Source organism: Bradyrhizobium sp. SZCCHNR1053, from assembly GCF_032381235.1.
Classification (GTDB): Bacteria; Pseudomonadota; Alphaproteobacteria; order Rhizobiales; family Xanthobacteraceae; genus Bradyrhizobium.
This window is the reverse complement of record NZ_JAUHJM010000007.1, coordinates 58,112-81,027: the sequence shown is the minus strand read 5'-3', so window position 1 is coordinate 81,027 and position 22,916 is coordinate 58,112. Positions and strand designations below refer to the sequence as shown.

Genomic DNA, 22,916 nt, shown 5'->3' with positions numbered 1-22,916 from the left:
GGACGGCTTCGACGCTGCCGCGGCTCGCAAGGACGGACGTTACTCTGCGCCATGCCCCGTCTCCTTGAGGAACGACTGATACGCACGCGCGAGGCCGTCCTGAAGCGAAGTCGTGGCGCGCCAGCCCAGCTTCGCGAGCCGTGACACGTCGAGCAGCTTGCGCGGCGTGCCGTCGGGCCTTGAGGTATCGAAGCCGATGGCTCCTGTGTAGCCGACGGCCGCTGCAACGACGCGCGCGAAATCGGCGATCGTGATGTCCTCGCCGGTGCCGATGTTGACCAGCTCCGAATCCGAATAGGTCTTCATCAGATGCACGCAGGCATCCGCCATGTCGTCGACATAAAGGAATTCGCGGCGCGGCGTGCCGGTGCCCCAGACCACGACCTCGCCGGCACCCGCAAGCCTGGCCTCGTGGAAGCGGCGGATCAGCGCCGCGACGACGTGGCTGTATTCAGGATGGTAGTTGTCGCCGGGACCATAGAGATTGGTCGGCATCACGTTGATGAAGTCGGCGCCGTACTGGCTGCGATAGGCCTCGACCATCTTGATGCCGGCGATCTTGGCGATCGCATAGGGCTCGTTGGTCGGCTCCAGCGGCCCGGTCAGCATGGCGTCCTCGCGCAACGGCTGGGGGGCGAGCTTGGGATAGATGCAGGAGGAGCCGAGAAACATCAGCTTCTCGGCGCCGTTCACATGCGCGGCGTGGATGACATTGGCAGCAATCGCGATGTTGTCGTAAATGAACTCGGCGCGCAGCGTGTTGTTGGCGACGATGCCGCCGACCTTCGCCGCGGCGAGGAACACGACCTGCGGCCTGGCGCGGGCAAACCAGGCGAACACGGCCGCCTGATCGCGCAGATCGACCTCGCTGCGCGGCACCGTCAGCAGCTCGACGCCTTCGCTCGCCAGCCGCCGCACCAGCGCGCTGCCGACCATGCCGCGATGGCCCGCGACGAAGACACGCTTGCCGCCGAGATCAAACGGCGTTGCCAATGCTCGCCTCCCGCCGCGCGGCGCACAGATCGCTGGCGACCATTTCCTTGACCAGCTCGGCGAAGCTCGTCCTCGGTTTCCAGCCGAGCTTGTCGCGCGCCTTGCTGCAATCGCCGATCAAGAGGTCGACCTCGGTCGGGCGGAAATAGGTCGAGTCGATCCGCACCACCACCTTGCCGGACTTGGCGTCGATCCCGGTCTCCTCGACCCCCTCGCCGCGCCATTCGATGCGGCGATCGACCTCGGCGAAGGCGAGCTCGACCAGCTCGCGCACCGAATGGGCCTCACCGGTCGCCAGCACGAAATCGTCGGGCGTATCGGCCTGCAGGATGCGATGCATGCCCTCGACATAGTCGCGCGCATGGCCCCAGTCGCGCTTGGCCTCGAGATTGCCGAGATAGATCGTCTCCTCCAGGCCGATCTCGATGCGGGCGACGCCGCGGGTGATCTTGCGGGTCACGAAGGTCTCGCCACGGATCGGGCTCTCATGGTTGAACAGGATGCCGTTGCAGGCGAACATCCCATAGGCCTCGCGATAGTTCACGGTGATCCAGTAGCCATAGAGCTTGGCGCAGCCGTAGGGCGAGCGCGGATAGAACGGCGTGGTCTCTCGCTGCGGGATCTCCTGCACCAGACCGTACAGCTCCGAGGTCGAGGCCTGGTAGAAGCGCGTCTGCTTCTCCATGCCGAGAATGCGAATGGCTTCCAACAAGCGCAGAACCCCGAGCGCATCGGCATTGGCCGTGTATTCCGGGCTCTCGAAGCTGACGCCGACATGGCTCTGGGCGGCGAGATTGTAGATCTCGTCGGGGCGGATCTGCTGCACCAGCCGGATCAGGTTGGTGGAATCGGTCATGTCGCCGTAATGCAGCAGGAACGGCACGTTGCCTTCGTGCGGATCCTGGTAAAGATGATCGACCCGCGCGGTATTGAAGGATGACGACCGCCGCTTGATGCCGTGCACGGTGTAGCCGAGGCCGAGCAGATATTCGGCCAAATAAGCGCCATCCTGGCCGGTGACGCCCGTAATCAGCGCCACGCGACCGCTGCAATCCTGCCCCGCCATACTCACTCCAACACCGTCTCGGCCCTTCAAGGCCGGAGTTCCCGGTGAGCAGTCCACAGCCGAGGCCGCGGGTCAAGCTCAACGACGAACCAGCGCCGGATAGACCCTGAAGGGGCCTGCGAAAAGCGGAATCTAATCCCCGTAACAGCGCAGGCTGTCGAGATCGATGACCGTCACTCCGCCATATTCCACGCGCAGCAGGCCTTCGCGCTCCAGCGTCTTCAGGCATTGATTGGCATTCTGCCGCGACAGGCCCGAGAGCGCTCCGATCTCCTCCTGGGTGATCTCCAGGTGACGGGTCGTATTCGGGTAGAGGATCGGATTGAACAGCGAAGCGATGCTGCGGGCGAGCCGCGCCGTCGCATCCAGCGTGCGGCCGACCTCGACCAGGCCGATGAACTGGCCGAGCCGCTCGTTGAGCTGGGTGACGAGGAAGCGGTTGAAGCCGACGCTGTTCTCGAACAGCCACATGAAGGTCGGCCGCTCCATCAGCGCGACGCGCGTATCGCGCAGCGCCACGACATCATAGCGGCGCGGCTCGTTCTTCAGCACGCTGCCCTCGCCGAACCAGGCGCCCGCCGACATGCCGGCGAAGGTGGTGGCCTTGCCGCCGCGTGACACCGTGCTCATGCGTGCCAGACCGGTGACGATGCCGGTCCAGTATTCGAACGGGTCGCCGCGAACGAAGATGTGCTCGTTGGCCGCATAGGAACGCTCGACGATGCCGGACGAGGCGGTGTCGATTTCCTCGGGCTTCAAATGGCGGGACCATGGCGCGATGCGCAGAAGGGTATCGGAAGAGATCAAGCCGTCATCTCGTCTCGTGGAAGCTCGCGGCGACCATATTGCATCGCAACAATCCTGCGGTGAAATTTGCCTGGGAAATGTCAGGCGCAAGACAGTTCCTGATAGCGCTTTCCCCTATCGAGGACCACCGCCTTCGACTCGCGCATCCTGGGACGGGATGACGCGCGCCTGAGATGCGGCAAAATGCACCCGCTCGGGTGGCCCGTCATTCGTCGGATGGCGCGGAACCGATGCCCGGGATAGGATTGCAACCGATGCGACGAACTCAACGTCGCACGACACAATGCCTGAAGAGCGCGCCAAGCGCCGAAGACAGTTCGGGAGGACGACTTGGACTATACGTTGGAAGCGCGCGGAGTCTCGCTGCGTTTCGGTGGGGTGAGAGCCCTGACCGACGTCAGCTTCGGCGTGCGCGAAGGCGAGCTGTTCTCGATCATCGGCCCCAACGGCGCCGGCAAGACCTCGATCGTCAACTGCATCTCCGGCCGCTACAAGCCGACCGAGGGCCGCCTGTTCCATCGCGGCCGCGACATCACCGGCCTGCCGCCGAGCGCGCGCGCCAACATCGGCATCGGCCGCACCTTCCAGAACCTCGCGCTGTTCCACCACATGAGCGTGCTCGACAACATCATGGTCGGGCGGCATCACCTTTTGAAGAACAACTTCCTCACCGGCTCGCTCTATTGGCTCACCGGCGCACGGCGGGAGGAGCTGAAGCATCGGGAGAAGGTCGAGCAGATCATCGACTTCCTCGACCTGCAGTCGGTGCGCAAGGCGCCGGCCGGCACCCTCTCCTACGGTTTGCGCAAGCGCGTCGAGCTGGCGCGCGCGATGGCGCTCGAGCCGCATCTCATCCTTCTCGACGAGCCGATGGCCGGCATGAACTTCGAGGAGAAGGAGGACATGGCGCGCTACATCGTCGACCTCAACGAGGAATTCGGCATGACGGTCGTGATGATCGAGCACGACATGGGCGTGGTCATGGACATCTCCCATCGCGTCATGGTGCTCGATTTCGGCCGCAAGATCGCCGAAGGCGACCCAGCCGCCGTGCTCGCCGATCCCCACGTCAAGCGCGCCTATCTCGGCGAGGAGGACGAGCTGCTGGTCGATCCCGACGAGGCGCCGTCCATCGCGGAGGACGCGGCATGATGGACTATGCAGGGCGCGTCCGGCAGGCCGACACCTATCCGAAGCTGCTGCGCCTCAATGCAAGCGAGCACGGCAAGGAGATTGCGCTGCGCGAGAAGAATCTCGGGCTGTGGAGGACCTTCACCTGGGTCGACTACCAGGCGCGGGTGCGCGACTTCGCGCTCGGCATGGTCGAGCTCGGGCTCGGCAAGGACGATGTGGTCGGAATCATCGGCGACAACCGGCCGGACTGGGTCGCGGCCGAAATCGCGACCCACGCGATCCGGGCCTTGAGCCTGGGCCTCTATCGCGATGTGCTCGATGACGAGGCGGCCTATCTCTTGAACTATGGCGAGGCGCGGCTGGTCTTCGCCGAGGACGAGGAGCAGGTCGACAAGCTCTTGAACCTCGCCGACCGCGTGCCGGTGCTCAAGCACATCGTCTATTCCGATCCGCGCGGCATGCGCAAATATGACGATCCCCGGCTGCTGCCGGCCGACAAGCTCGCCGAGCTCGGCCGCAACAGAGCGGCGCGCGAGCCCGGCCTCTACGACCACATGGTCGATGCGACAAACGGCGATGACGTCGCGATCCTCTGCACCACCTCGGGCACGACATCGCATCCCAAGCTCGCGATGCTCTCGGCGGCGCGCGTGCTGAAACACTGCGCCACCTATCTCAGCTTCGATCCCAAAGGCCCCAACGATGAATACGTCTCGGTGCTGCCGCTGCCCTGGATCATGGAACAGGTCTATGTGCTCGGCAAAGGTCTGCTCTGCCGGATGAAGGTCAACTTCGTCGAAGAGCCGGATACGATGATGAACGACTTCCGCGAGATCGCGCCGACCTTCGTGCTGTTCGCACCAAGGGTGTGGGAGCAGATCGCGGCCGACGTTCGTGCCGCCGTCATGGACGCCTCGCCGCTGAAGCAGCGGCTCTATCATCTGGGCATGTCGACCGGCCTCGCCGCGCTGGAGAAGGGTCAGCATTCGAGCTTTGCCGATCTGCTGCTGTTCCGTGCGCTGCGCGACCGGCTCGGCTTCACCCGGCTACGTTCGGCCGCCACCGGCGGCGCCGCGCTCGGGCCCGACACGTTCAAGTTCTTCCGCGCCATGGGCGTGCCCCTGCGCACGCTCTACGGCCAGACCGAGCTGCTGGGGGCCTACACGCTGCACCCCGACGACAAGGTCGATCCCGACACGACCGGCGTGCCGATGTCCCAGGACATCGAGATCAAGATCGACCAGCCCGACAGCCAGGGCATCGGCGAGATCCTGGTGCGCCACCCGAACATGTTCTTGGGCTACTACAAGAACCCGGAGGCCTCGACCGCCGACGTCAAGGACGGTTGGATGCACTCGGGCGACGCCGGCTATTTCAACCGAGAGAAGCAACTCGTCGTCATCGACCGCATCAAGGATCTCGCCGAGACCGCACGCGGCGAACGCTTCTCGCCGCAATATATCGAGAACAAGCTGAAATTCTCGCCCTACATTGCGGAAGCCGTCGTGCTCGGTGCCGGCCGCGAGCATCTGGCGGCGATGATCTGCATCCGCTACTCGATCATCTCGAAATGGGCGGAGAAGAACCGCATCGCGTTCACCACCTACTCCGATCTCGCCTCGCGCAACGAGGTCTATGCGCTGCTGCAGCGGGAAGTGGAAACGGTCAACGCGACCTTGCCCCCGGCGCAGCGCATCGCCCGCTTCCTCCTGCTCTACAAGGAGCTCGACGCCGACGACGGCGAGCTGACCCGCACCCGCAAAGTCCGCCGCAGCGTCATCAACGAGAAATACGCCGGCATCATCGACGGGATCTATGGCGGCAAGCCGGACATCCCGGTGGACACCATCATCCGCTTCCAGGACGGCACCACCCAGCGCATCCGCACCACGCTGAAGGTCGTCGACCTCGGCGACCATGGACCCATGGCGGAGGCCGCGGAGTGATGAGTCTTCCGTCACATGAGATCGTCATGCGCGGGCTCGACCCGCGCATCCATCCTATTGCGAAAATCTCTGATGCGATGGATCGCCGGGTCAAGCCCGGCGATGACGAGTGAGACCGATCATGAACACCGCCTTCCTCCTCCAACTCCTCGTCAACGGCCTCGTGGTCGGCACGCTCTACGGCGTGGTCGCGATGTCTTTCGTGCTGATCTACAAGGCGACGCAGGTCGTCAATTTCGCGCAAGGCGAGCTGCTCCTGATCGGCGCCTGGGTGTGCTGGGCATTGCTGACGAAATATCAAGTGCCTTTCTGGGTGGGCATGCCGCTCACGCTGGTCTTCATGTTCGCGTTCGGCATCGCGATCCAGGTCGTGATCCTCCGGCCGATGATCGGCGAGCCCATCATCTCCGTCATCATGGTCACGATCGGTCTGTCGACCGTGTTCCAGGCGGCGCTGAAATGGATGTTCGGCGTCAACCCGCAGCCGTTCCCGCCGGTGTTCGCCAGCACGTCCGTCGACCTGTTCGGACTGCAAATCCAAACGGTCTACGTCATGAGCCTCGTGGTGTCGGTCCTGATGATGCTTGGCATGGCGTGGTTCTTCAAGGCTTCCAAATACGGCCTTGCGATGCGGGCCACCGCCTTCAACCAGCAGGTCGCGCAGTCGCTCGGCATCTCCGTGAAGAACGTGTTCGCGATGGCCTGGGCGATCTCGGCGACTGTCTCCGCCGTGGCCGGCGTCGTCGTCGCCGTGGTCAACGGCGTCTCCTCCGGCCTGTCGGCCTACGGCATCAAGGTGTTTCCGGCGGCGATACTCGGCGGCCTCGACTCCGTCGGCGGCGCCGTGCTCGGCGGCATCATCATCGGCCTCTTGGAGAACATCGCGCAATATGTCGACAGCCAGTATCTGCACTGGGGCAATCTCTACGAGATCGCGCCGTTCTACGTCCTGATCATCATCCTGATGATCAAGCCCTATGGCCTGTTCGGCACCAAAGACATCGAGCGGATATGAGCATGATCGCCGAAAAGTGGAGGCCGGTTTTCGGGAACGATCATGCTCAAACAAAAAGGAAGGGCGAGCCCATGACGCAATTCAAGCCTCAGGCGAGATAGAGCCCGCCATGGTCGCACGTTCCACCATCCCCGCCGGTGACTTCCGCACCTCCTACGCGGCCGACACCACGATCTTCCCGACCAGAACCAGCCGCAATTTCGCGATTGCGGGCGTGATCCTGTTGTGCTTCGCGCCGCAGGCGTTCTCCGAATACTGGCTGTCGGTCTCGATCCAGATCGGCATCTTCGCGATCGCGGCGCTTGGCCTCAACATCCTGGTCGGCTTCACCGGCCAGATCTCGATCGGCCAGGCCGGCTTCTTCCTGCTCGGCGCCTTCACCTCGGCCTACATCAACAACACCTATGCCATCCCGGTGTTCTTCGCGATCCCGCTCGCGGGCGTGATCACGGCCCTCGTTGGTCTGATCTTCGGCCTTCCGGCAGCGCGGCTGAAGGGGCTCTATCTCGTCATCGCCACCCTCGCTGCGCAATATATCCTGCTCGACTTCTTCTCCCGCGCCGAATGGTTCTCCGGCGGCTCGGTGCCGGCCTCGGCCAGTCCGTTCTCGATTCTAGGCTACACGCTGCGCGGCGACCGGCAATATTTCTATGTCGTGCTGGCCTATGTCGTGGTCTGCTACCTCCTGGTCACCAACCTGATGCGCACCCGCGACGGCCGCGCGCTGATCGCGATCCGCGACCATTATCTCTCGGCCGAGATCATGGGCATCAACCTGACCAAATATCGCACGCTCTCGTTCGGCCTCGCCGCCTTCTTCGCCGGCATCGCGGGCGCGCTCTACGCGCATTACCAGCTCGTGATCTCGCAGGAGGGTTTCGGCATCGAGCGCTCGATCCTCTTCCTGGCCATGATCATCATCGGCGGCACCGGATCGGTCATGGGCACATTGATGGGGACCGCGTTCGTCGTGCTGCTGCCGGAATCGATGGAGTGGCTCAGCCACAATCTGAAGGGCAGTGCCATCGACAAGGCGCTCGCGCTCAACAACAACATCACTTTTTTGCGCGAGATCGCAATCGGCCTGATCATCATCGCCTTCCTGATGTTCGAGCCGGACGGGCTGGCGCATCGCTGGCGACAGATCAAGACATACTGGAAGCTTTATCCGTTCTCACATTGAACTCAACCAACAGGGACCGGCGACAATCCGGCCCGAACGCACCACAGGAGGAAGCACTATGACGATGAAATCATTGCTGGGCTCGGCGGCTCTCGCGCTGCTCGCAGGCGCCTTCGCTTCAACGGCGCAGGCGCAGCAGATCGCGATCGGCCATCTGCAGGATCTGTCGGGCGGCACGTCCGACGTCGGTACACCCTATGGCCAGGCCGTCGTCGACAGCTTCGCCTGGGTCAACAAGAACGGCGGCATCGGCGGCAAGCAGCTCGCGGTCGATAGCAACGACTATGGCTACCAGGTGCCGCGCGCGATCGCACTGTACAAGAAGTGGTCGGCGCCGGACAACAAGGTCGCGGCGATCATGGGCTGGGGCACGGCTGACACCGAGGCGCTGACCGGCTTCCTCGCCAACGACAAGATCCCTGACATGTCGGGCTCCTACGCCGCCGCGCTGACCGACCCCGAAGGCACCAGCGGCAAGGCCAAGCCCGCCCCGTATAACTTTTTCTACGGCCCGAGCTACTCGGACGCGCTGCGCGCCGAGCTGACCTGGGCGGCCGAGGACTGGAAGGCCAAGGGCAAGCCGGGCAAGCCGAAATTCGTCCACATGGGCGCCAACCACCCCTATCCCAACGCGCCGAAGGCTGCGGGCGAAGCGCTCGCCACCGAGCTCGGCTTCGAGGTGCTGCCGCCGCTGGTGTTCGCGCTCGCGCCCGGCGACTACAGCGCGCAGTGCCTGAGCCTGAAGAGCTCGGGCGCGAACTACGCCTATCTGGGCAACACCGCGGCGTCCAACATCTCGGTGATGAAGGCCTGCAAGAATGCCGGCGTCGAGGTGCAGTTCCTGTCCAACGTCTGGGGCATGGACGAGAACGCCGCCAAGACCGCGGGCGATGCCGCCAACGGCGTCGTCTTTCCGCTGCGCACCTCGGTGGCCTGGGGCGGCGATGCGCCGGGCATGAAGACGGTGCAGGAGATCTCGAAGATGTCCGACCCGACCGGCAAGGTCTACCGCCCGGTGCACTACGTCGCCGCAGTCTGCTCGTCGCTCTACATGAAGGAGGCGATCGAGTGGGCTGCGAAGAACGGCGGCGCCACCGGCGAGAACGTCGCCAAGGGCTTCTACCAGAAGAAGGACTGGGTGCCCGCAGGGATGGAAGGCGTCTGCAGCCCCTCGACCTGGACCGAGAAGGACCACCGCGGCACCATGAAAGTCGACCTCTATCGCGCGCGCGTGACGGGTCCGACGGATGGCGACCTCAACGAGCTCATGGCCAAGGGCGTGATCAAGCTCGAGAAGGTGAAGACCATCGAGCTGCCGCGCAAAGCCGAATGGGCTGGGTGGTAGTTCCTTACACCAGCGCCATGGCCGGGCAGAAGCGCGAAGCGCGTCTTTGCACAATCTCCCGGCCATCCACGTCTTGCTTCACACGCTGATAGGCGTGGATGCCCGGGTCAAGCCCGGGCATGACGACGGATAGAGTGTCGCCATGACCGATACACTGGAAAATCTGCGGACGGCCGCAACTGCTGGGGCACCCGCCCCCCTGCTCTCCGTCCGCAACATCGAGGTCGTCTATGACGACGTCATCCTGGTGCTGCGCGGGCTGAGCCTCGACGTGCCCAAGGGCGCGATCGTCGCGCTGCTCGGCGCGAACGGCGCCGGCAAGTCGACGACGTTGAAGGCGATCTCCGGCCTCTTGAAGACCGAGGACGGCGAGGTGACGCGCGGCGAGATCATGTTCGACGGCGCGCGCATCGACGGCATCGATCCGGAGAAGATCGTCCGCCGCGGCATCTTCCAGGTCATGGAGGGCCGACGCATCGTCTCCGACATGACGTCGCTGGAGAACCTCAAGCTCGGGGCGTTCACGCGCAGCGATCGCGAGGTCAACAGTGACATCGAGATGGTGTTCAACTATTTCCCGCGGCTGAAGGAACGCACCGGCCTTGCGGGTTATCTTTCCGGCGGCGAACAGCAGATGCTGGCGATCGGACGGGCGCTGATGGCGCGGCCGAAGATGATCCTGATGGATGAGCCGTCGATGGGCCTGTCGCCGCTGCTGGTCAAGGAGGTGTTCGCGATCATCAAGGAGATCAACCGCGATCTCGGCGTCACCATCCTGCTGGTCGAACAGAACGCGCGCGCGGCGCTGTCGGTCGCCAGCCACGGCTACATCATGGAACAGGGCAAGGTGGTGCTCGACGGCACCGCGGATGCCTTGCGCGACAATGAGGACGTCAAGGAGTTCTACCTCGGCGGCGCCGGCGACCAGCGCAAGAGCTTCAAGAACCTGAAGAGCTTCAAGCGGCGGAAGCGGTGGCTGTAGCCGAACTCTCTCCTCGTCATGGCCGGGCTTGACCCGGCCATCCACGCGCGAGCCGCAACGACGAACGACGTGGATGCCCGGGACAAGCCCGGGCATGACGACCGCAAGATTCAAGGACTGGGTACGATGACCCACTACGACGCCCTCGAAACCCGTGATCCCGCAGCCCGCGAGCAGGATCTGTTCGACCGCCTGCCCGACGTGCTGCGTGCCGCAATGAAGGCGCCGGCCTATGCCGCGCTGCTGCAAGGCATCGATCCCCAGGACATCACGACACGCGCCGCGCTCGCGCAACTGCCGGTGCTGCGCAAGTCGGAGCTGCCGGCGCTGCACAAGGCGGCGCCGCCATTCGGCGGCTTCGTCACGCAGGCGCCCGGCGCGTTCTCGCGCCTGTTCACATCGCCCGGACCGATCTTCGAGCCGGAAGCAGCTCACAACGATCCCTGGCGCGGCGCCCGCGCGCTGTTCGCCTCGGGCTTCCGCAGTGGCGATGTGGTGCTGAACACCTTCAGCTATCACCTCACGCCCGGCGGCTTCATCTTCGACGCCTCGGCGCGCGCGCTCGGCTGCGCGGTGATCCCGGCGGGGCCAGGGAACACCGAGGCGCAGTTCGAGCTGATCGAGGCCTACCGGCCGATCGGCTACAGCGGCACGCCGGACTTCCTGAAGATCCTGCTCGACGGCGCCGCCAGCGCCGGTCGCGACGTCTCCTCGATCAAGCGCGCGCTGGTGTCGGGCGCGGCGTTCCCGCCATCGCTGCAGGCCGAGATCAAGGGCCGCGGCATCGACGCCTATCAGGCGTTCGGCACCGCCGATCTCGGCATCGTCGCCTACGAGACTGCCGCGCGCGAGGGCATGGTGGTCAACGAGGACCTGATCTTCGAAATCGCCCGGCCCGGCACCGGCGATCCGGTCCAAGAGGGCGATGTCGGCGAGATCGTGGTCACCTCGCTCGATCCCCACCATCCTTGGATTCGCCTGGCACTCGGCGATCTCACCGCCGCTCTCCCGGGTCTCAGTCCGTGTGGCCGCACCAACATGCGGATCAAGGGCTGGATGGGGCGCGCCGACCAGACCACCAAGATCAAGGGCATGTTCGTGCGCCCCGAGCAGGTCGCCGAGATCGGCAAGCGCCACCCGGAGCTCGGCCGCCTCCGCCTGGTCGTAACCCGTGCCGGCGAGACCGACGCGATGACCTTGAAGGCCGAGTGCGCGGCGCCCGCAACCGACCTGCAAGAGGCGCTGGCCGCCAGCCTGCGCAGCGTCACCAAGCTCAGCGGCCAAGTCGAGCTGGTCGCGCCGGGCACGCTGCCCAACGACGGCAAGGTGATCGCCGACGAGCGGTGAGCGCGCGCAAGTTCCGCTCAAGTAGAAGCCCTGCACCAGCGGCATGAGCAGCGCGGCACGCACCACTGTCCGCGCAATTGTCGCGCTGCGCGCGCTCTCCTATACAGCCATGTCGCCTCTCTCGGAGTTCGTCCGCATGGCCTTCCCGCGCGCGTCCAAAGCCCTGTCCCGCTTCACGGTGCTCGATTTGACGCGGGTGCGCGCCGGCCCGACCTGCGCGCGGCAGTTCGCCGATTGGGGCGCCAACGTCATCAAGATCGACGCCATGATGGAGGATGGCGGCGAAGCGCTTGGCGGCCCGCGCCGCGGCGCCGACTTCCAGAACCTGCATCGCAACAAGCGCGCGATGACGCTCAATCTGAAGGATCCGAAGGGCGTCGACGTGTTCATGCGGCTCGCCGAAAAAGCCGACGTCGTGATCGAGAATTACCGGCCCGACGTGAAGACCAAGCTCGGCATTGACTACGAGGCGGTGCGCAAGGTCAATCCGCGCATCGTCTATGGCAGCATCTCCGGCTTCGGCCAGGATGGTCCCTATGCCAAGCGGCCCGGCTTCGACCAGATCGCGCAGGGCATGGGCGGGCTGATGTCGATCACCGGCGCGCCAGGCGAAGGGCCGATGCGCGCGGGCATTCCGATCGCCGATCTCTCGGCAGGGCTCTCTTGCGCGATGGGTATCCTCACGGCGCTGCTGGAGCGCGAGGTCTCCGGCGAGGGCCAGTGGGTCCAGACCTCGTTGTTGCAGGCGCAGATCTTCATGCTCGACTTCCAGGCCGCCCGCTGGCTGATGGAGAAGGAGGTCGCGCCGCAGGCCGGCAACAATCATCCGACCAGCATTCCGACCGGCGTGTTCAAGACCTCCGACGGCTACATCAATATCGCCGCGACCGGCGGCCGAATCTGGGAGCGGCTGTGCCAGACGCTCGGTGCCTCCCAATGGATCGACAATCCGGACTACGCGACGGCACCGGCGCGTTCGAAGAACCGCGACGCGCTCAATGCCGAGATCAACGCACGCACGCTCGCCAAGACGAGCGAGCAATGGGTCGCCGAGCTGAATGCCGCGGGCGTGCCGTGCGGGCCGATCTACGCCATCGATCAGATGTTCGAGGACCCGCAGGTCAAGCATCTCGGCATGGCGCAGCCGGTGCCGAACGACGACGGCCGCCACATCACGCTGGTGGCGCAGCCCTTCACCCTGTCGCGCACGCCCAGCCGGATGGCGGCGCGGCCGCCGGAATTCGGCGAGCAGACCGAGGAGATCCTGTCCGAATTCGGCTTCACCGACGGCGAGATCGCCGATCTCCGACTGCATCGCGTCGTGTGAGCAGGTGCAATATGTCCAAGCTGCGGCATCCCGCCGCTGTGGCCCAGATGTCACCACGTTGGAACTTCAGACTTGGCCGGATTGAGGCCAAGGCAAGATCGGGTTAATCTCTTCGCATCAGTTGATCGCGGACCCCCTCGGGGCCCGTGCGTGTGAGGAGTAGCGGATCATGAGCGCATCCGAGTTGAACGAGTTTCTGACGGCGATGAACATCGTGCGCGACGTCAACGGAGCCGCTTTGAATCACCCCGGCGCTCTGCCGTTCGACGAGACGATGCTCGACAACGAGTCCGACTGGTACCACATGCCGGTGGCCGAGAAGGCCAACTGAAGCTGACCTTCCTCGGGTTCGCGCGCTCTCTTTCCTACATCGCCTTTGCCCAAAGCCTCCTTCCGAGAAGCCGGACGGAGGCTTTTTCATTTCGAGGCGCAACCGGGATGAGCTGCGAACTCTGATCCACCGAACGCAAAAAAAGCCCGACGCAAGCGCCGGGCAAGGGATCGTCTCGGGAGGAAACATCAGGGCGCGATGACCAGAGATCAGGCACCGCGCGTGAGCAGTTCAGAACTGCCCATGAATGAAGCCTACCACTCTCCTGCCTAAAAAGCTGTCATCGCAAAGACACAACCTCTGGAGAAGCGCCGGACGGCTTCGAACATCGGTACGATTGTTTTGGTGTTCCCAGCCAAGCTCTATCCACCACAATCCGCAAACCAATTACGGCATGGTCCCAATCAGAAACTCGCAACTGATGCCGATGGTCGTTGGAGCCTCAGCGTGGCCTGTTCACCCGCCGCGTTTGGTCTGCTCGGTCCGCGAGGCTGACGCGCAGGGAGAATCTGGGCAATTCAGGTGCTCGTCGCGGTCTATCCGCAGCGTTTGAGGCAGGATCGCTGATGCCACAGCCCATGCTGCACAAGCCCGCCGCATGCGCGCCATTCGATTGCGGAACGACCACGCACAACCGGGAGCGAAGGCTGGTTCGTATCGAGTGTTGCACGACGGTCACAGGCAGCGACGAACTTAGGCCATCTCGAAATCCACCCAAAAAATCACAGTACCCGCCAAGGCGATCTTGGCTGCTCTTGACGAAATGCCGTCTGGCACGATTGGAGGCGCCTGACGGCGTCTGCATGACATGGATTCAATCGCGAAGATGCAAAGGCCGACGTGCTGATCGCAAACCGATCCGGTCCCCATACGGTCTCGCGGTCGAGGCGGTTGTGCTGGTTGTCAGCGGCCGCGCTGGTCACCCCGGTGCTTGCGGCGGCGCCAGCCATTGCGCAGGCCACCAGAGGCGGCGCCGGCGGCAGCGGCCAGGACACCTTCGCCAATGGCGGTGCCAGCTCGGCCACGGCCGTTGGAAATGTCGGCGCCAATGCACCTATTCCTACCCGAGGCGGCGGCGGTGGCGGCGCCGGCACACTCGGCGGGGCCGGCGGCAGCGATTCGACCGGTGCCGCACCGGGTGGCAGCGGCGGGATCGGTCCGGGCGCCAACGGAATAAGCGGTCAAAGCGGCTTCTCGATTCACAGCGGAGGCGGAGGTGGTGGTGGCGCACATGGCGCCGTCGTAACCACGGACACGAGCAACTCTGCAGCGGTGTCGGGCGGCAATGGTGGACGTGGCGGCGCCACCACCGGGGATTTCGGCGGTGGCGGCGGCGGCGCCGGCGGATACGGGGTGGTCGTCGATGGCAACGGGCTCACCTACAGCAATGGCAGCAGCATCACGGGAGGCAAGGGCGGCAATGGCGGCGCGGCTGCCTCGCTAAATGTCGTCGTGAATGGCTGGGGTGGCAATGGCGGCCAGGGCGGTTACGGTATCTTTCTGACGGGAAGCGGCGTCGTGCTGAACAACGCCGGCACCATCAAAGGCGGTGGCGGCGGAAATGGTGGTGAGGCGCCATCCAGCACCCAACCGAATGCGAGTGGCGACGGTGGTAGTGGTGCCGCCGGCGTCGCCTTCGCCGCGGACGGCACGCTGATCAACTCCGGCACCATCACCGGCGGCGACGCAGGCGTGGCCGGCGCGACGGATACTAGTCACTCCGGCACGGCTGGAAGGGCCGGTGCGGGCGTCATCGGCGCCAATCTCGCGATCATCAACAGCGGCACGATCTCGCGCGGTAACGGCTTCGGATTCTTCGTGGCCCCCGCCGCCATCAGCTTCACCGGCGGCAGCAACGTGCTGGAGATCTGGGCGAGCTCGATCATCAATGGCAATGTCGTCGGCACCGGCACCGATACGTTCCGGCTCGGTGGCGCCGCGAACGGCAGCTTCGACGTTTCCACGATCGGTGCGACCGCGCAATTCCAGGGCTTCTCGAGTTTCGTGAAGACGGGCACCGCGACCTGGACGCTGACCGGCACGACGACCGAGGTTACGCCGTGGAGCATCAACCAGGGCGCGCTCGCGGTGTCATCAGATGCCAATCTCGGCGATGCTTCCGGCAGCGTGTCGTTCGGTGGCGGCACGCTGCAATATCTCGCCGGCTTCAGCTCCAGCCGGACCGTGACCCTCAATGCCGGCGGCGGCACGTTCGATACCAACGGCAACAACGCGACACTCGGCGGGACGATTTCGGGCACGGGCGGGCTCACCAAGGTCGGCGTGGGCATCCTGACCTTGTCAGGCACCAGCAGCTACACCGGGGCGACGACCATCAACGGCGGCGTGCTCGACGTCGAAGGTGCGATCATGAACACCTCTGGGGTGACCGTGAATGCCGGCGGCACCCTGACGGGTGCGGGTCTCGTCGATCCGCCGATGACGGTCGGCATCAATGCCGGCGGCACGCTGGCGCCCGGCAATGGCACCGCCGGCTCGTCGATGACCATCGTCGGCAATCTCGCCTTCCAGTCCGGTGCGTACTATCTGGTGCAGCTCGATCCGACCACGGCCTCATTCGCGAGCGTCACCGGATCGGCCACCCTCGGCGGAGCCACCGTCAACGCCGTGTTCGGCACCGGCGGCGGTTATATCGACAAGCGCTACACCATCCTGACGACGAGCGGCGGCATCTCGGGCGGCTTCGGATCGGTGGTGAAGACCAACCTGCCCTCCGGCTTCAAGACCAGCCTGAGCTACGACGCCAACAACGTCTATCTCGATCTGATCCTCGCCTTCGCCGTGCCCGGCGGACTCAACGGCAATCAGAAGACGGTCGGCGATACGCTGTCGGCGTTCTTCGATCGCACCGGCGATATTCCCGTCGTGTTCGGCAAGTTGAACCAGGCGGGCCTTACGCAGGCGTCCGGCGAGAGCGCCACCGGCGTGCAACAGACCACGTTCAACGCCATGAGCCAGTTCGCCAGCCTGCTGACCGATCCCTTCGCACAACGTCAAGCCAGCGGCGGGGGCGCGATCAGCTATGCTGACACATCCCGCAAGCGCACCGATGCTTTCGCGATGCTGACTGACGACAGGCCGGCCGACTTTGCGCAGCGCTGGAATGTCTGGGCGGCGGGCTTCGGCGGCTCGCAAACGACCAGCGGCAATGCAGTCGTCGGTTCCAACGATACCACCAGCCGCATCGCCGGCACCGCCGTCGGCGCCGACTACCGGATCGCACCGCGCACGATTGCGGGCTTCGCGCTCGGCGGCGGCGGCACCAGCTTCAGCGTCAACGGCCTCGGCTCCGGCCGCTCCGATCTGTTCCCGGCCGGCGCCTATCTGCATCATCATATCGGCCCGAGCTATCTGAGAGCGGCCCTGGCCTATGGCTGGCAGGACGTCACCGCGGATCGCACCGTCACCATCTCCGGTGCCGACCGGCTGCGCGCGACCTATCAAGCCAATGCCTGGATCGGCCGCATCGAGGGCGGCACGCGCTTCGTCGCTCCCATAGGCGGCATCGGCCTCACGCCTTACGCGGCTGCGCAGGTGACGAGCCTGCGCCTACCGGCCTATGTGGAGCAGGCCATCTCCGGCACGTCGACCTTCGCGCTGAGCTACACCGGCAAGACCGTCACCGACACACGTACCGAGTTCGGCCTGCGCACCGACAAGTCCTATGCGCTGGCAGACGGCGCCCTCACCTTGCGCGGCCGCCTCGCCTGGGCGCACGACTTCAATCCCGATCGTTCGGTCGCGGCGACGTTCCAGACGCTGCCGGGCGCAAGCTTCGTCGTCAACGGCGCCGCGCAGGCGCGCGACTCCGCGCTGACGACGACCTCGGTCGAGATGAGCTGGCAGAACGGCTGGAGCGCCTTGGCGACGTTCGAAGGCGAGTTCTCGAGCGTCACCCGTTCCTATGCCGGCAAGGGCAGCGTGCGCTACACGCGGTAGGAGCGGCGTAGCCGATCGAGCCGCAGGCGTCCAGCTGGCAGGGCACGGGTGATCAGCGACAACCGTACTAAGCCTCGGCCTTCGCGGCCGGCGCTCCCGACTTGCTGAAGCTCGCGATCACACGATCGATCAGCGGCCAGAACAGCAGCACGATCGCCAGCGTCGTTATGGTGCCCACCAGCCCGTTCGCCCAGAACACCTTCATGTTGCCGCCGGAGATGATCATCGACTGCCGGAACGCGTCCTCGGCACGGCTGCCGAGCACCAGCGCCAAGGTGAACGGCGCCAGCGGGATCTTGATCTTCTTGAAGACATAGCCGACGACGCCGAAGCCGAGCATCAGCCAGACGTCGAACATCGCATTCTGGATCGCGTAGGCGCCGATGGCGCAGGACACCACGATCATCGGAGCGACGGCCGCGAACGGCACGCGCAGGATCGAGGCGAAGATCGGCACGGTGGAGAGCACCAGCACGAGACCGACGACATTGCCGAGATACATCGAGGCGATCAGGCCCCAGACGAAATCCTTGTGCTCCACGAACAACAGCGGTCCGGGATTGAGACCCCAGACCATCAGGCCGCCGAGCAGGATCGCCGCGGTGCCGGAGCCGGGGATGCCGAGCGCCAGCATCGGCAGCAGCGCCGCGGTGCCCGAGGCATGCGCCGCCGTCTCAGGCGCGAACACGCCCTCGATGCGGCCCTTGCCAAAACTGTCCGGATCCTTCGAGAAGCGCTTGGCGAGGTTGTAGCCCATGAAGGAGGCGGCAATCGCGCCGCCCGGCGTGATGCCGAGCCAGCAGCCGATCACCGAGGAGCGCAGCAGGGTCATCCAATATTTCGGCAGGTCCTTCCACACCGCGAGTACGGTGCGCAGCGAGATCGAGGCGGCGTGGCCGCGCAGCGCCAGGCGTTCCTCCATCGTCAGCAGGATCTCGCTGATGCCGAACAGGCCGATGACCGCGACCAGGAAGTTGATGCCGCGCAGCAAATCGGTCGAGCCGAAGGTCATCCGCAACTGACCGGACACGGTGTCCATGCCGACGCCGGCGAGCAGCAGGCCGAGCGCCATCGCGATGACGGTCTTGTGCTTGTCCTCACGCCCCAGCCCGACGAACGAGCAGAAGGTGAGCAGATAGACCGCGAAGAACTCGGGCGGACCGAACCTCAGCGCGAAGGACGAGATCCAGGGCGCCAGGAAGGTGATCAGCATCACCGCGACCAGCGAGCCGATGAACGACGAGGTGAAGGCGGCTGTCAGCGCCTCCGCCGCCTTGCCCTGCTGCGCCATCGGATAGCCGTCGAAAGTGGTCGCCACCGACCACGCCTCGCCGGGAATGTTGAACAGGATCGAGGTGATGGCGCCGCCGAACAGCGCGCCCCAGTAGATGCAGGACAGCATCACGATGGCCGAGGTCGGGTCCATCGAGAAGGTCAGCGGCAACAGGATGGCGACACCGTTGGGCCCGCCCAACCCGGGCAGCACGCCGACGAAGACGCCGAGCACGAGCCCAACCATCATCAGCAGCAGCGTCTTCCAGGTCAGGAGGACCGCGAACCCGTGCAGCAGCAGACCCAAGGCTTCCATGATTTCATTCCAACTGTTTCCTCGTCATTGCGAGCGCAGCAAAGCAATCCAGAGTCGAGTGCGCAGCCCTGGATTGCGTCGTCGCGTTGCTCCTCGCAATGACGGGGGAGAGACCGGTGTCAGTACCCGAACGCCGCTTCGAGTGGGCCCTTCGGCATGATCACGTCGAACACGACGTCGAAAGTCACGAACATCACGGCGCTGAACAGCAACGCCGTGAGCAGCGATTTCCAGATCGCGATCTTGCCGACGAGGCGCATGAACCCGGCGATCAGCAGGAAGCTCGCGACGTAGATGCCGAGAAACTGCATTGCGATGCAGAACAGCAGCGTCGGCACGAATACCGCCATCACGCGCCGCAGTTGCGCGCGCGTCACGAAGGTCTCGACCGCTTCCTTTCTCGACACGAAGGCGGCGCCGATCCCGTAAAGGCTGGCGCCGCCGAGGATCACCGACAGATAGAACGGGAAGTAGCCGGGCTCCGGACCGGTCGAGTCCCAGGACGCGCCGGTCCGCCAATTGTCCCAGGCGAGCACGACCGCGAGCGCGAGCAGCAGCAGCGACACCGCGACGTCGACGGTCCGGGTGGAGGTGACGGCCGGAGAATCCTCCTCTGGCGCGGTCGGATCGTCGACGGCGATCTCGAGCTCAGCGTTGGACATCGATCCTCCTCATCCCCTCGCCCCGCCCCAGCCTCACTTGGCGACGAAGCCGGCTTCCGTCATCAGCTGCTTGTTGAGCGAGCCATCCTCTTCGAGAAACTGCAGCATGTCCTTGCCGGTGAGGAAGATCGGCTTCAGCGCCTGCTTCTCCATGTAGTCCTTGTATTCCGGCGTCTGCACCAGCTTGCTGAACAGGTCGATGTAGAACTCCTGCTGCTCCTGGGTCACCTTGCCCGGCAGGAACATGCCGCGCAGCATCAGGTATTGCACGTCCAGCCCCTGCTCCTTGCAGGTCGGAATGTCGTTCCAGGACTGCGTCTCCGTGACCTTGGTCGTGTAGGAGATGCGCTCCTTGTCGAACACGCAGAGCGGACGCACCTGACCGGCGCGCCAGACTTCGAGATTCTCGGAAGGATTGTTGACGTTCGCTTCGGTGTGCCCGCCAACCAGTTGGGTCGCGGCCTCGCCGCCCGACTTGTAGGGCAGATAGGAGAACTTGGCGCCGGTCTTCTTCTCCATGAAGACCGTGAGCACGTGATCCTCCCGCTTGGAACCGGTGCCGCCCAACTTGAACGGAGAACTCGACGCTTTGGCGGCTTCGATGAACTCCTTCACCGTCTTCGGGCCGTTGACGTTGTCCCACAGCACGAACTGATCGAGTGCGATCACCGCGACCGGCGACAGTTCGCGCCAGTCGAACGGCAGCTTGGCCGACAGCGGCAGCATGTAGATCAGCGAATAGGCGATCAGGACCTTGTTCGGATCGCCGTCGCTTGACTTCATGTACATCAGCGCCTCGGCCCCGGACGCGCCGCCCTTCAGCGACACGACCACCGGCTGCTTCAGCAGATTGTTCTTCTGAATGGCAGCCTGCATCATCCGCGCCATCTGGTCGGATGCACCGCCGGCGCCCGCGGCGACGACGATCTCGACCGGCTTGGTCGGCTCCCAGCCGGCAAAGGCCGGCGCAGTTGCGAAAAAGGCCGCCGTCGCGGCCGCGATCTTGATGAGTTTGCGCACGTGCTTTCTTCCCCGTTCGAAGCCCCAGCTTGCATCCTACCAGGATACTGCTGGCTTATTGTGGTCAGTTCAAGAACACAAGCATGATGCGGCCTCATGTTCCTCGGCATAAGGTCGCAAGCACGGCATCGGACTACTTGCCTTTCCAGTTCGGCGTCCGCTTGTTGAGGAACGCCTCCATGCCTTCGCGGAAATCCTCGCTCATATAGGCGCGCAGGATCAAATCCTCGCCCTCGTCCCGCGACAGGGTCCGGCGGATGCGGCGCACGGCCTCCTTGGTGACCTCGAGGGTGATCGGCGCGTGCGAGGCGACGAGCCTCGCGGTCTCCAGCGCGCGTGTCTGCAGCGTCTCGACGTCAGGCACGATCTCGTTGAGCAGACCGAGCGCGAGCGCCTCCGGCGCCTCGACCAGCCGGGCCTTGAAGATCAGGTCCTTGGTGCGCGCCGGTCCGATCAGGGAGACCACGCGTGAGATGTTCGACATCGACAGGCAGTTGCCGAGCGTGCGCGCGATCGGGAAACCGATACGTGTCGTCTCGGTGCCGATGCGAATGTCGCAGCAGGCGGCAATGCCGGCACCGCCGCCGGTGCAGGCGCCCGCGATCGCCGCAATCACCGGCACACGGCACAGTTCGAGCGTGCCGAGCACGCGGTCGATCCGCGCCTCGTAGTCGAGCGCATCCTGCGCGGTCTTGAAGGCACGAAACTGGGAGATGTCGGTGCCGGAGGCGAAGGCCTTGTCGCCCGCGCCAGTCAGAATCAGCGCCTTGATCGACCGATCGGCGTTGATGGCCTCGCAGATAGAGGCCATCCGGTCGTACATCGCGAACGTCATCGCGTTGCGCGCCTGCGGCCGGTTGAAGGTGATCTTGGCGATGCCGTCGTCGACGGCATAGATCAGATCGTCGGAGCCGGTCACAGGTGCGTTCATCAGGCCACCTTCGGAATCGGCGCTGCCTCGCGCGCCTTCAGGACATCCATCGCCGCGAGCACGCCACCTGCACGATGCGGCACGCCAGCGAGCGCAAGGCCCATCTCGACGCCTGCAAGCGTGCCCATCAGCATCAAGTCGTTGAAGTGACCGATATGACCGATGCGGAAGACCTTGCCCTTGATCTTGTTGAGGCCGGTGCCGAGCGACATGTCGAAGTTTTCCAGCACCGTCTTGCGGAACTGATCGGCGTCATGGCCCTCGGGCATGACCACGCCGGTCAGCGCCGGCGAATGCGCCTGCGGATCCTGACACTGCGTATCCAGGCCCCAGGCCTTGACAGCAGCCCGCGTCGCAAGGCTGTGGCGGCGATGACGCGCAAACACGTTGTCGTGGCCCTCCTCCTCCAGCATCTTCAGCGCCTCGTTGAGGCCCATCAGCAGATTGCACGCCGGCGTATAGGGGAAGGTACCAAGCTTGTTGAAGGTGATGATCTCCTGCCAGTCCCAGTAGGAGCGCATGCCGGGATTGGCCTTGGCGGCGGCGAGCGCCTTCTCCGAGACGGCGTTGAAGCCGAGGCCCGGCGGCAGCATCAGGCCCTTCTGCGAGCCAGCGACGGAGACGTCGACGCCCCACGCGTCGTGCTCATACTCCATCGAGCCGAGGCCAGAGATGGTGTCGACCATCAGGAGCGCCGGGTGGCCGGCCCGGTCGAGCGCCTTGCGCACCTCGAGCGGCGGCGTCAGGCAGCCGGTCGAGGTCTCGTTGTGCACGACGCAGACGGCCTTGATCTTGTGCGCCTTGTCATCGACCAGTCGCTGCTCGATCGCCGCAATGTCGGCGCCATGGCGCCAGTCGCCGGGGATGAAGTCGACGTCGAGCTTGAACTTGTCGGCGATGCCACGCCACAGCACCGCGAACTGGCCGGTCTCGGCCATCAGCACCTTGTCGCCAGGCGCGAGCGTGTTGACGATCGCGGCTTCCCACGCGCCGGTGCCCGACGACGGATAGATGATCACCGGCTGCTTGGTGCGGAAGATTCGCTGCGATGCAGTCAGCACGGCGAAGCCGAGCTCGGCGAACTCGGGACCGCGATGGTCCAGCGTCGGCATATCCATCGCGCGCAGCACGCGGTCGGGCACGTTGGTCGGCCCCGGAATCTGAAGAAAATGCCGTCCTGTGTGCACAGTCATTGGCGTCCGTCCCCGGTCATTTGGTTGGTGCGCGGGCGTGGCATCCCACGCGCTGGCCGCGCTTTTCTCCCGCCAGACCGCTGGCG

General features: G+C 64.8%; 18 protein-coding genes. 10 read left to right on the top strand and 8 right to left on the bottom strand.

Annotation, left to right across the window (positions count from 1 at the left end):
- Positions 1–39 precede the first annotated feature (39 nt).
- From QX051_RS18160 to QX051_RS18150, 3 genes are all read right to left on the bottom strand, one after another.
- Complete coding sequence (locus QX051_RS18160; RefSeq protein ID WP_315777072.1) at positions 40–993, bottom strand: GDP-L-fucose synthase; 954 nt, start codon at positions 991–993, stop codon at positions 40–42.
- On the bottom strand, positions 977–2,032 hold the full coding sequence (gene gmd, locus QX051_RS18155) for a GDP-mannose 4,6-dehydratase (protein WP_409998110.1): 1,056 nt from the start codon (positions 2,030–2,032) through the stop codon (positions 977–979). The genes QX051_RS18160 and gmd overlap by 17 nt, the downstream gene beginning before the upstream one ends.
- A 159-nt stretch (positions 2,033–2,191) precedes the next feature.
- Positions 2,192–2,866 (bottom strand): Crp/Fnr family transcriptional regulator, encoded by a 675-nt coding sequence (locus tag QX051_RS18150; protein WP_315777070.1) that lies wholly within the window; start codon positions 2,864–2,866, stop codon positions 2,192–2,194.
- Positions 2,867–3,196: 330 nt separating this feature from the next.
- Between QX051_RS18150 and QX051_RS18145 the strand changes: the two genes are divergently transcribed.
- From QX051_RS18145 to QX051_RS18100, 10 genes are all read left to right on the top strand, one after another.
- The gene (locus tag QX051_RS18145; RefSeq protein WP_315712912.1) at positions 3,197–4,018 is read left to right on the top strand and encodes an ABC transporter ATP-binding protein; all 822 of its coding nucleotides are present in this window, start codon (positions 3,197–3,199) and stop codon (positions 4,016–4,018) included.
- Positions 4,015–5,946 carry a long-chain fatty acid--CoA ligase gene (locus QX051_RS18140; RefSeq protein ID WP_315777069.1) on the top strand — a complete coding sequence of 644 codons (1,932 nt, stop codon included), beginning with the start codon at positions 4,015–4,017 and terminating at the stop codon, positions 5,944–5,946. Before QX051_RS18145 ends, QX051_RS18140 begins: the two co-directional genes overlap by 4 nt.
- 121 nt (positions 5,947–6,067) lie before the next feature.
- Complete coding sequence (locus QX051_RS18135) at positions 6,068–6,961, top strand: branched-chain amino acid ABC transporter permease (RefSeq protein WP_315777068.1); 894 nt, start codon at positions 6,068–6,070, stop codon at positions 6,959–6,961.
- A 109-nt stretch (positions 6,962–7,070) separates the two neighbouring features.
- Positions 7,071–8,144: a branched-chain amino acid ABC transporter permease gene (locus QX051_RS18130; RefSeq protein ID WP_315777067.1), complete on the top strand. Its 1,074-nt coding sequence runs from the start codon at positions 7,071–7,073 to the stop codon at positions 8,142–8,144.
- A 58-nt stretch (positions 8,145–8,202) separates the two neighbouring features.
- The gene (locus QX051_RS18125) at positions 8,203–9,489 is read left to right on the top strand and encodes an ABC transporter substrate-binding protein (protein ID WP_315777066.1); all 1,287 of its coding nucleotides are present in this window, start codon (positions 8,203–8,205) and stop codon (positions 9,487–9,489) included.
- Positions 9,490–9,631: 142 nt separating this feature from the next.
- A complete protein-coding gene (locus tag QX051_RS18120; protein WP_315759165.1) occupies positions 9,632–10,471 on the top strand; it encodes an ABC transporter ATP-binding protein in 840 nt (279 codons plus the stop codon).
- A 126-nt stretch (positions 10,472–10,597) separates the two neighbouring features.
- Positions 10,598–11,818 carry a phenylacetate--CoA ligase family protein gene (locus QX051_RS18115; RefSeq protein WP_315777065.1) on the top strand — a complete coding sequence of 407 codons (1,221 nt, stop codon included), beginning with the start codon at positions 10,598–10,600 and terminating at the stop codon, positions 11,816–11,818.
- A 136-nt stretch (positions 11,819–11,954) separates the two neighbouring features.
- Positions 11,955–13,145, top strand: coding sequence for a CoA transferase (locus QX051_RS18110; RefSeq protein ID WP_315777064.1), 1,191 nt, complete (start codon positions 11,955–11,957; stop codon positions 13,143–13,145).
- A 169-nt stretch (positions 13,146–13,314) separates the two neighbouring features.
- Positions 13,315–13,476 (top strand): hypothetical protein, encoded by a 162-nt coding sequence (locus QX051_RS18105; RefSeq protein ID WP_315739007.1) that lies wholly within the window; start codon positions 13,315–13,317, stop codon positions 13,474–13,476.
- A gap of 900 nt (positions 13,477–14,376) precedes the next feature.
- Positions 14,377–17,436, top strand: coding sequence for an autotransporter domain-containing protein (locus QX051_RS18100; RefSeq protein WP_315777063.1), 3,060 nt, complete (start codon positions 14,377–14,379; stop codon positions 17,434–17,436).
- Between the two features lie 67 nt (positions 17,437–17,503).
- Here QX051_RS18100 and QX051_RS18095 read toward each other — a convergent pair whose 3' ends face one another.
- The 5 genes from QX051_RS18095 to QX051_RS18075 all read right to left on the bottom strand — a co-directional run bounded on the left by QX051_RS18095 (position 17,504) and on the right by QX051_RS18075 (position 22,830).
- Entirely contained in the window at positions 17,504–19,024 is a 1,521-nt protein-coding gene (locus tag QX051_RS18095; RefSeq protein ID WP_315739008.1) for a tripartite tricarboxylate transporter permease, read from the bottom strand.
- Between the two features lie 119 nt (positions 19,025–19,143).
- Positions 19,144–19,686, bottom strand: a complete 543-nt coding sequence (locus QX051_RS18090) for a tripartite tricarboxylate transporter TctB family protein (protein ID WP_315739010.1) — start codon at positions 19,684–19,686, stop codon at positions 19,144–19,146.
- 33 nt (positions 19,687–19,719) lie between these two features.
- A complete protein-coding gene (locus QX051_RS18085) occupies positions 19,720–20,706 on the bottom strand; it encodes a tripartite tricarboxylate transporter substrate binding protein (protein ID WP_315739011.1) in 987 nt (328 codons plus the stop codon).
- A gap of 133 nt (positions 20,707–20,839) precedes the next feature.
- Positions 20,840–21,637, bottom strand: a complete 798-nt coding sequence (locus tag QX051_RS18080) for an enoyl-CoA hydratase/isomerase family protein (RefSeq protein WP_315739012.1) — start codon at positions 21,635–21,637, stop codon at positions 20,840–20,842.
- Positions 21,637–22,830, bottom strand: a complete 1,194-nt coding sequence (locus QX051_RS18075; RefSeq protein WP_315739013.1) for a pyridoxal-phosphate-dependent aminotransferase family protein — start codon at positions 22,828–22,830, stop codon at positions 21,637–21,639. The genes QX051_RS18080 and QX051_RS18075 overlap by 1 nt, the downstream gene beginning before the upstream one ends.
- Between the last annotated feature and the right edge of the window lie 86 nt (positions 22,831–22,916).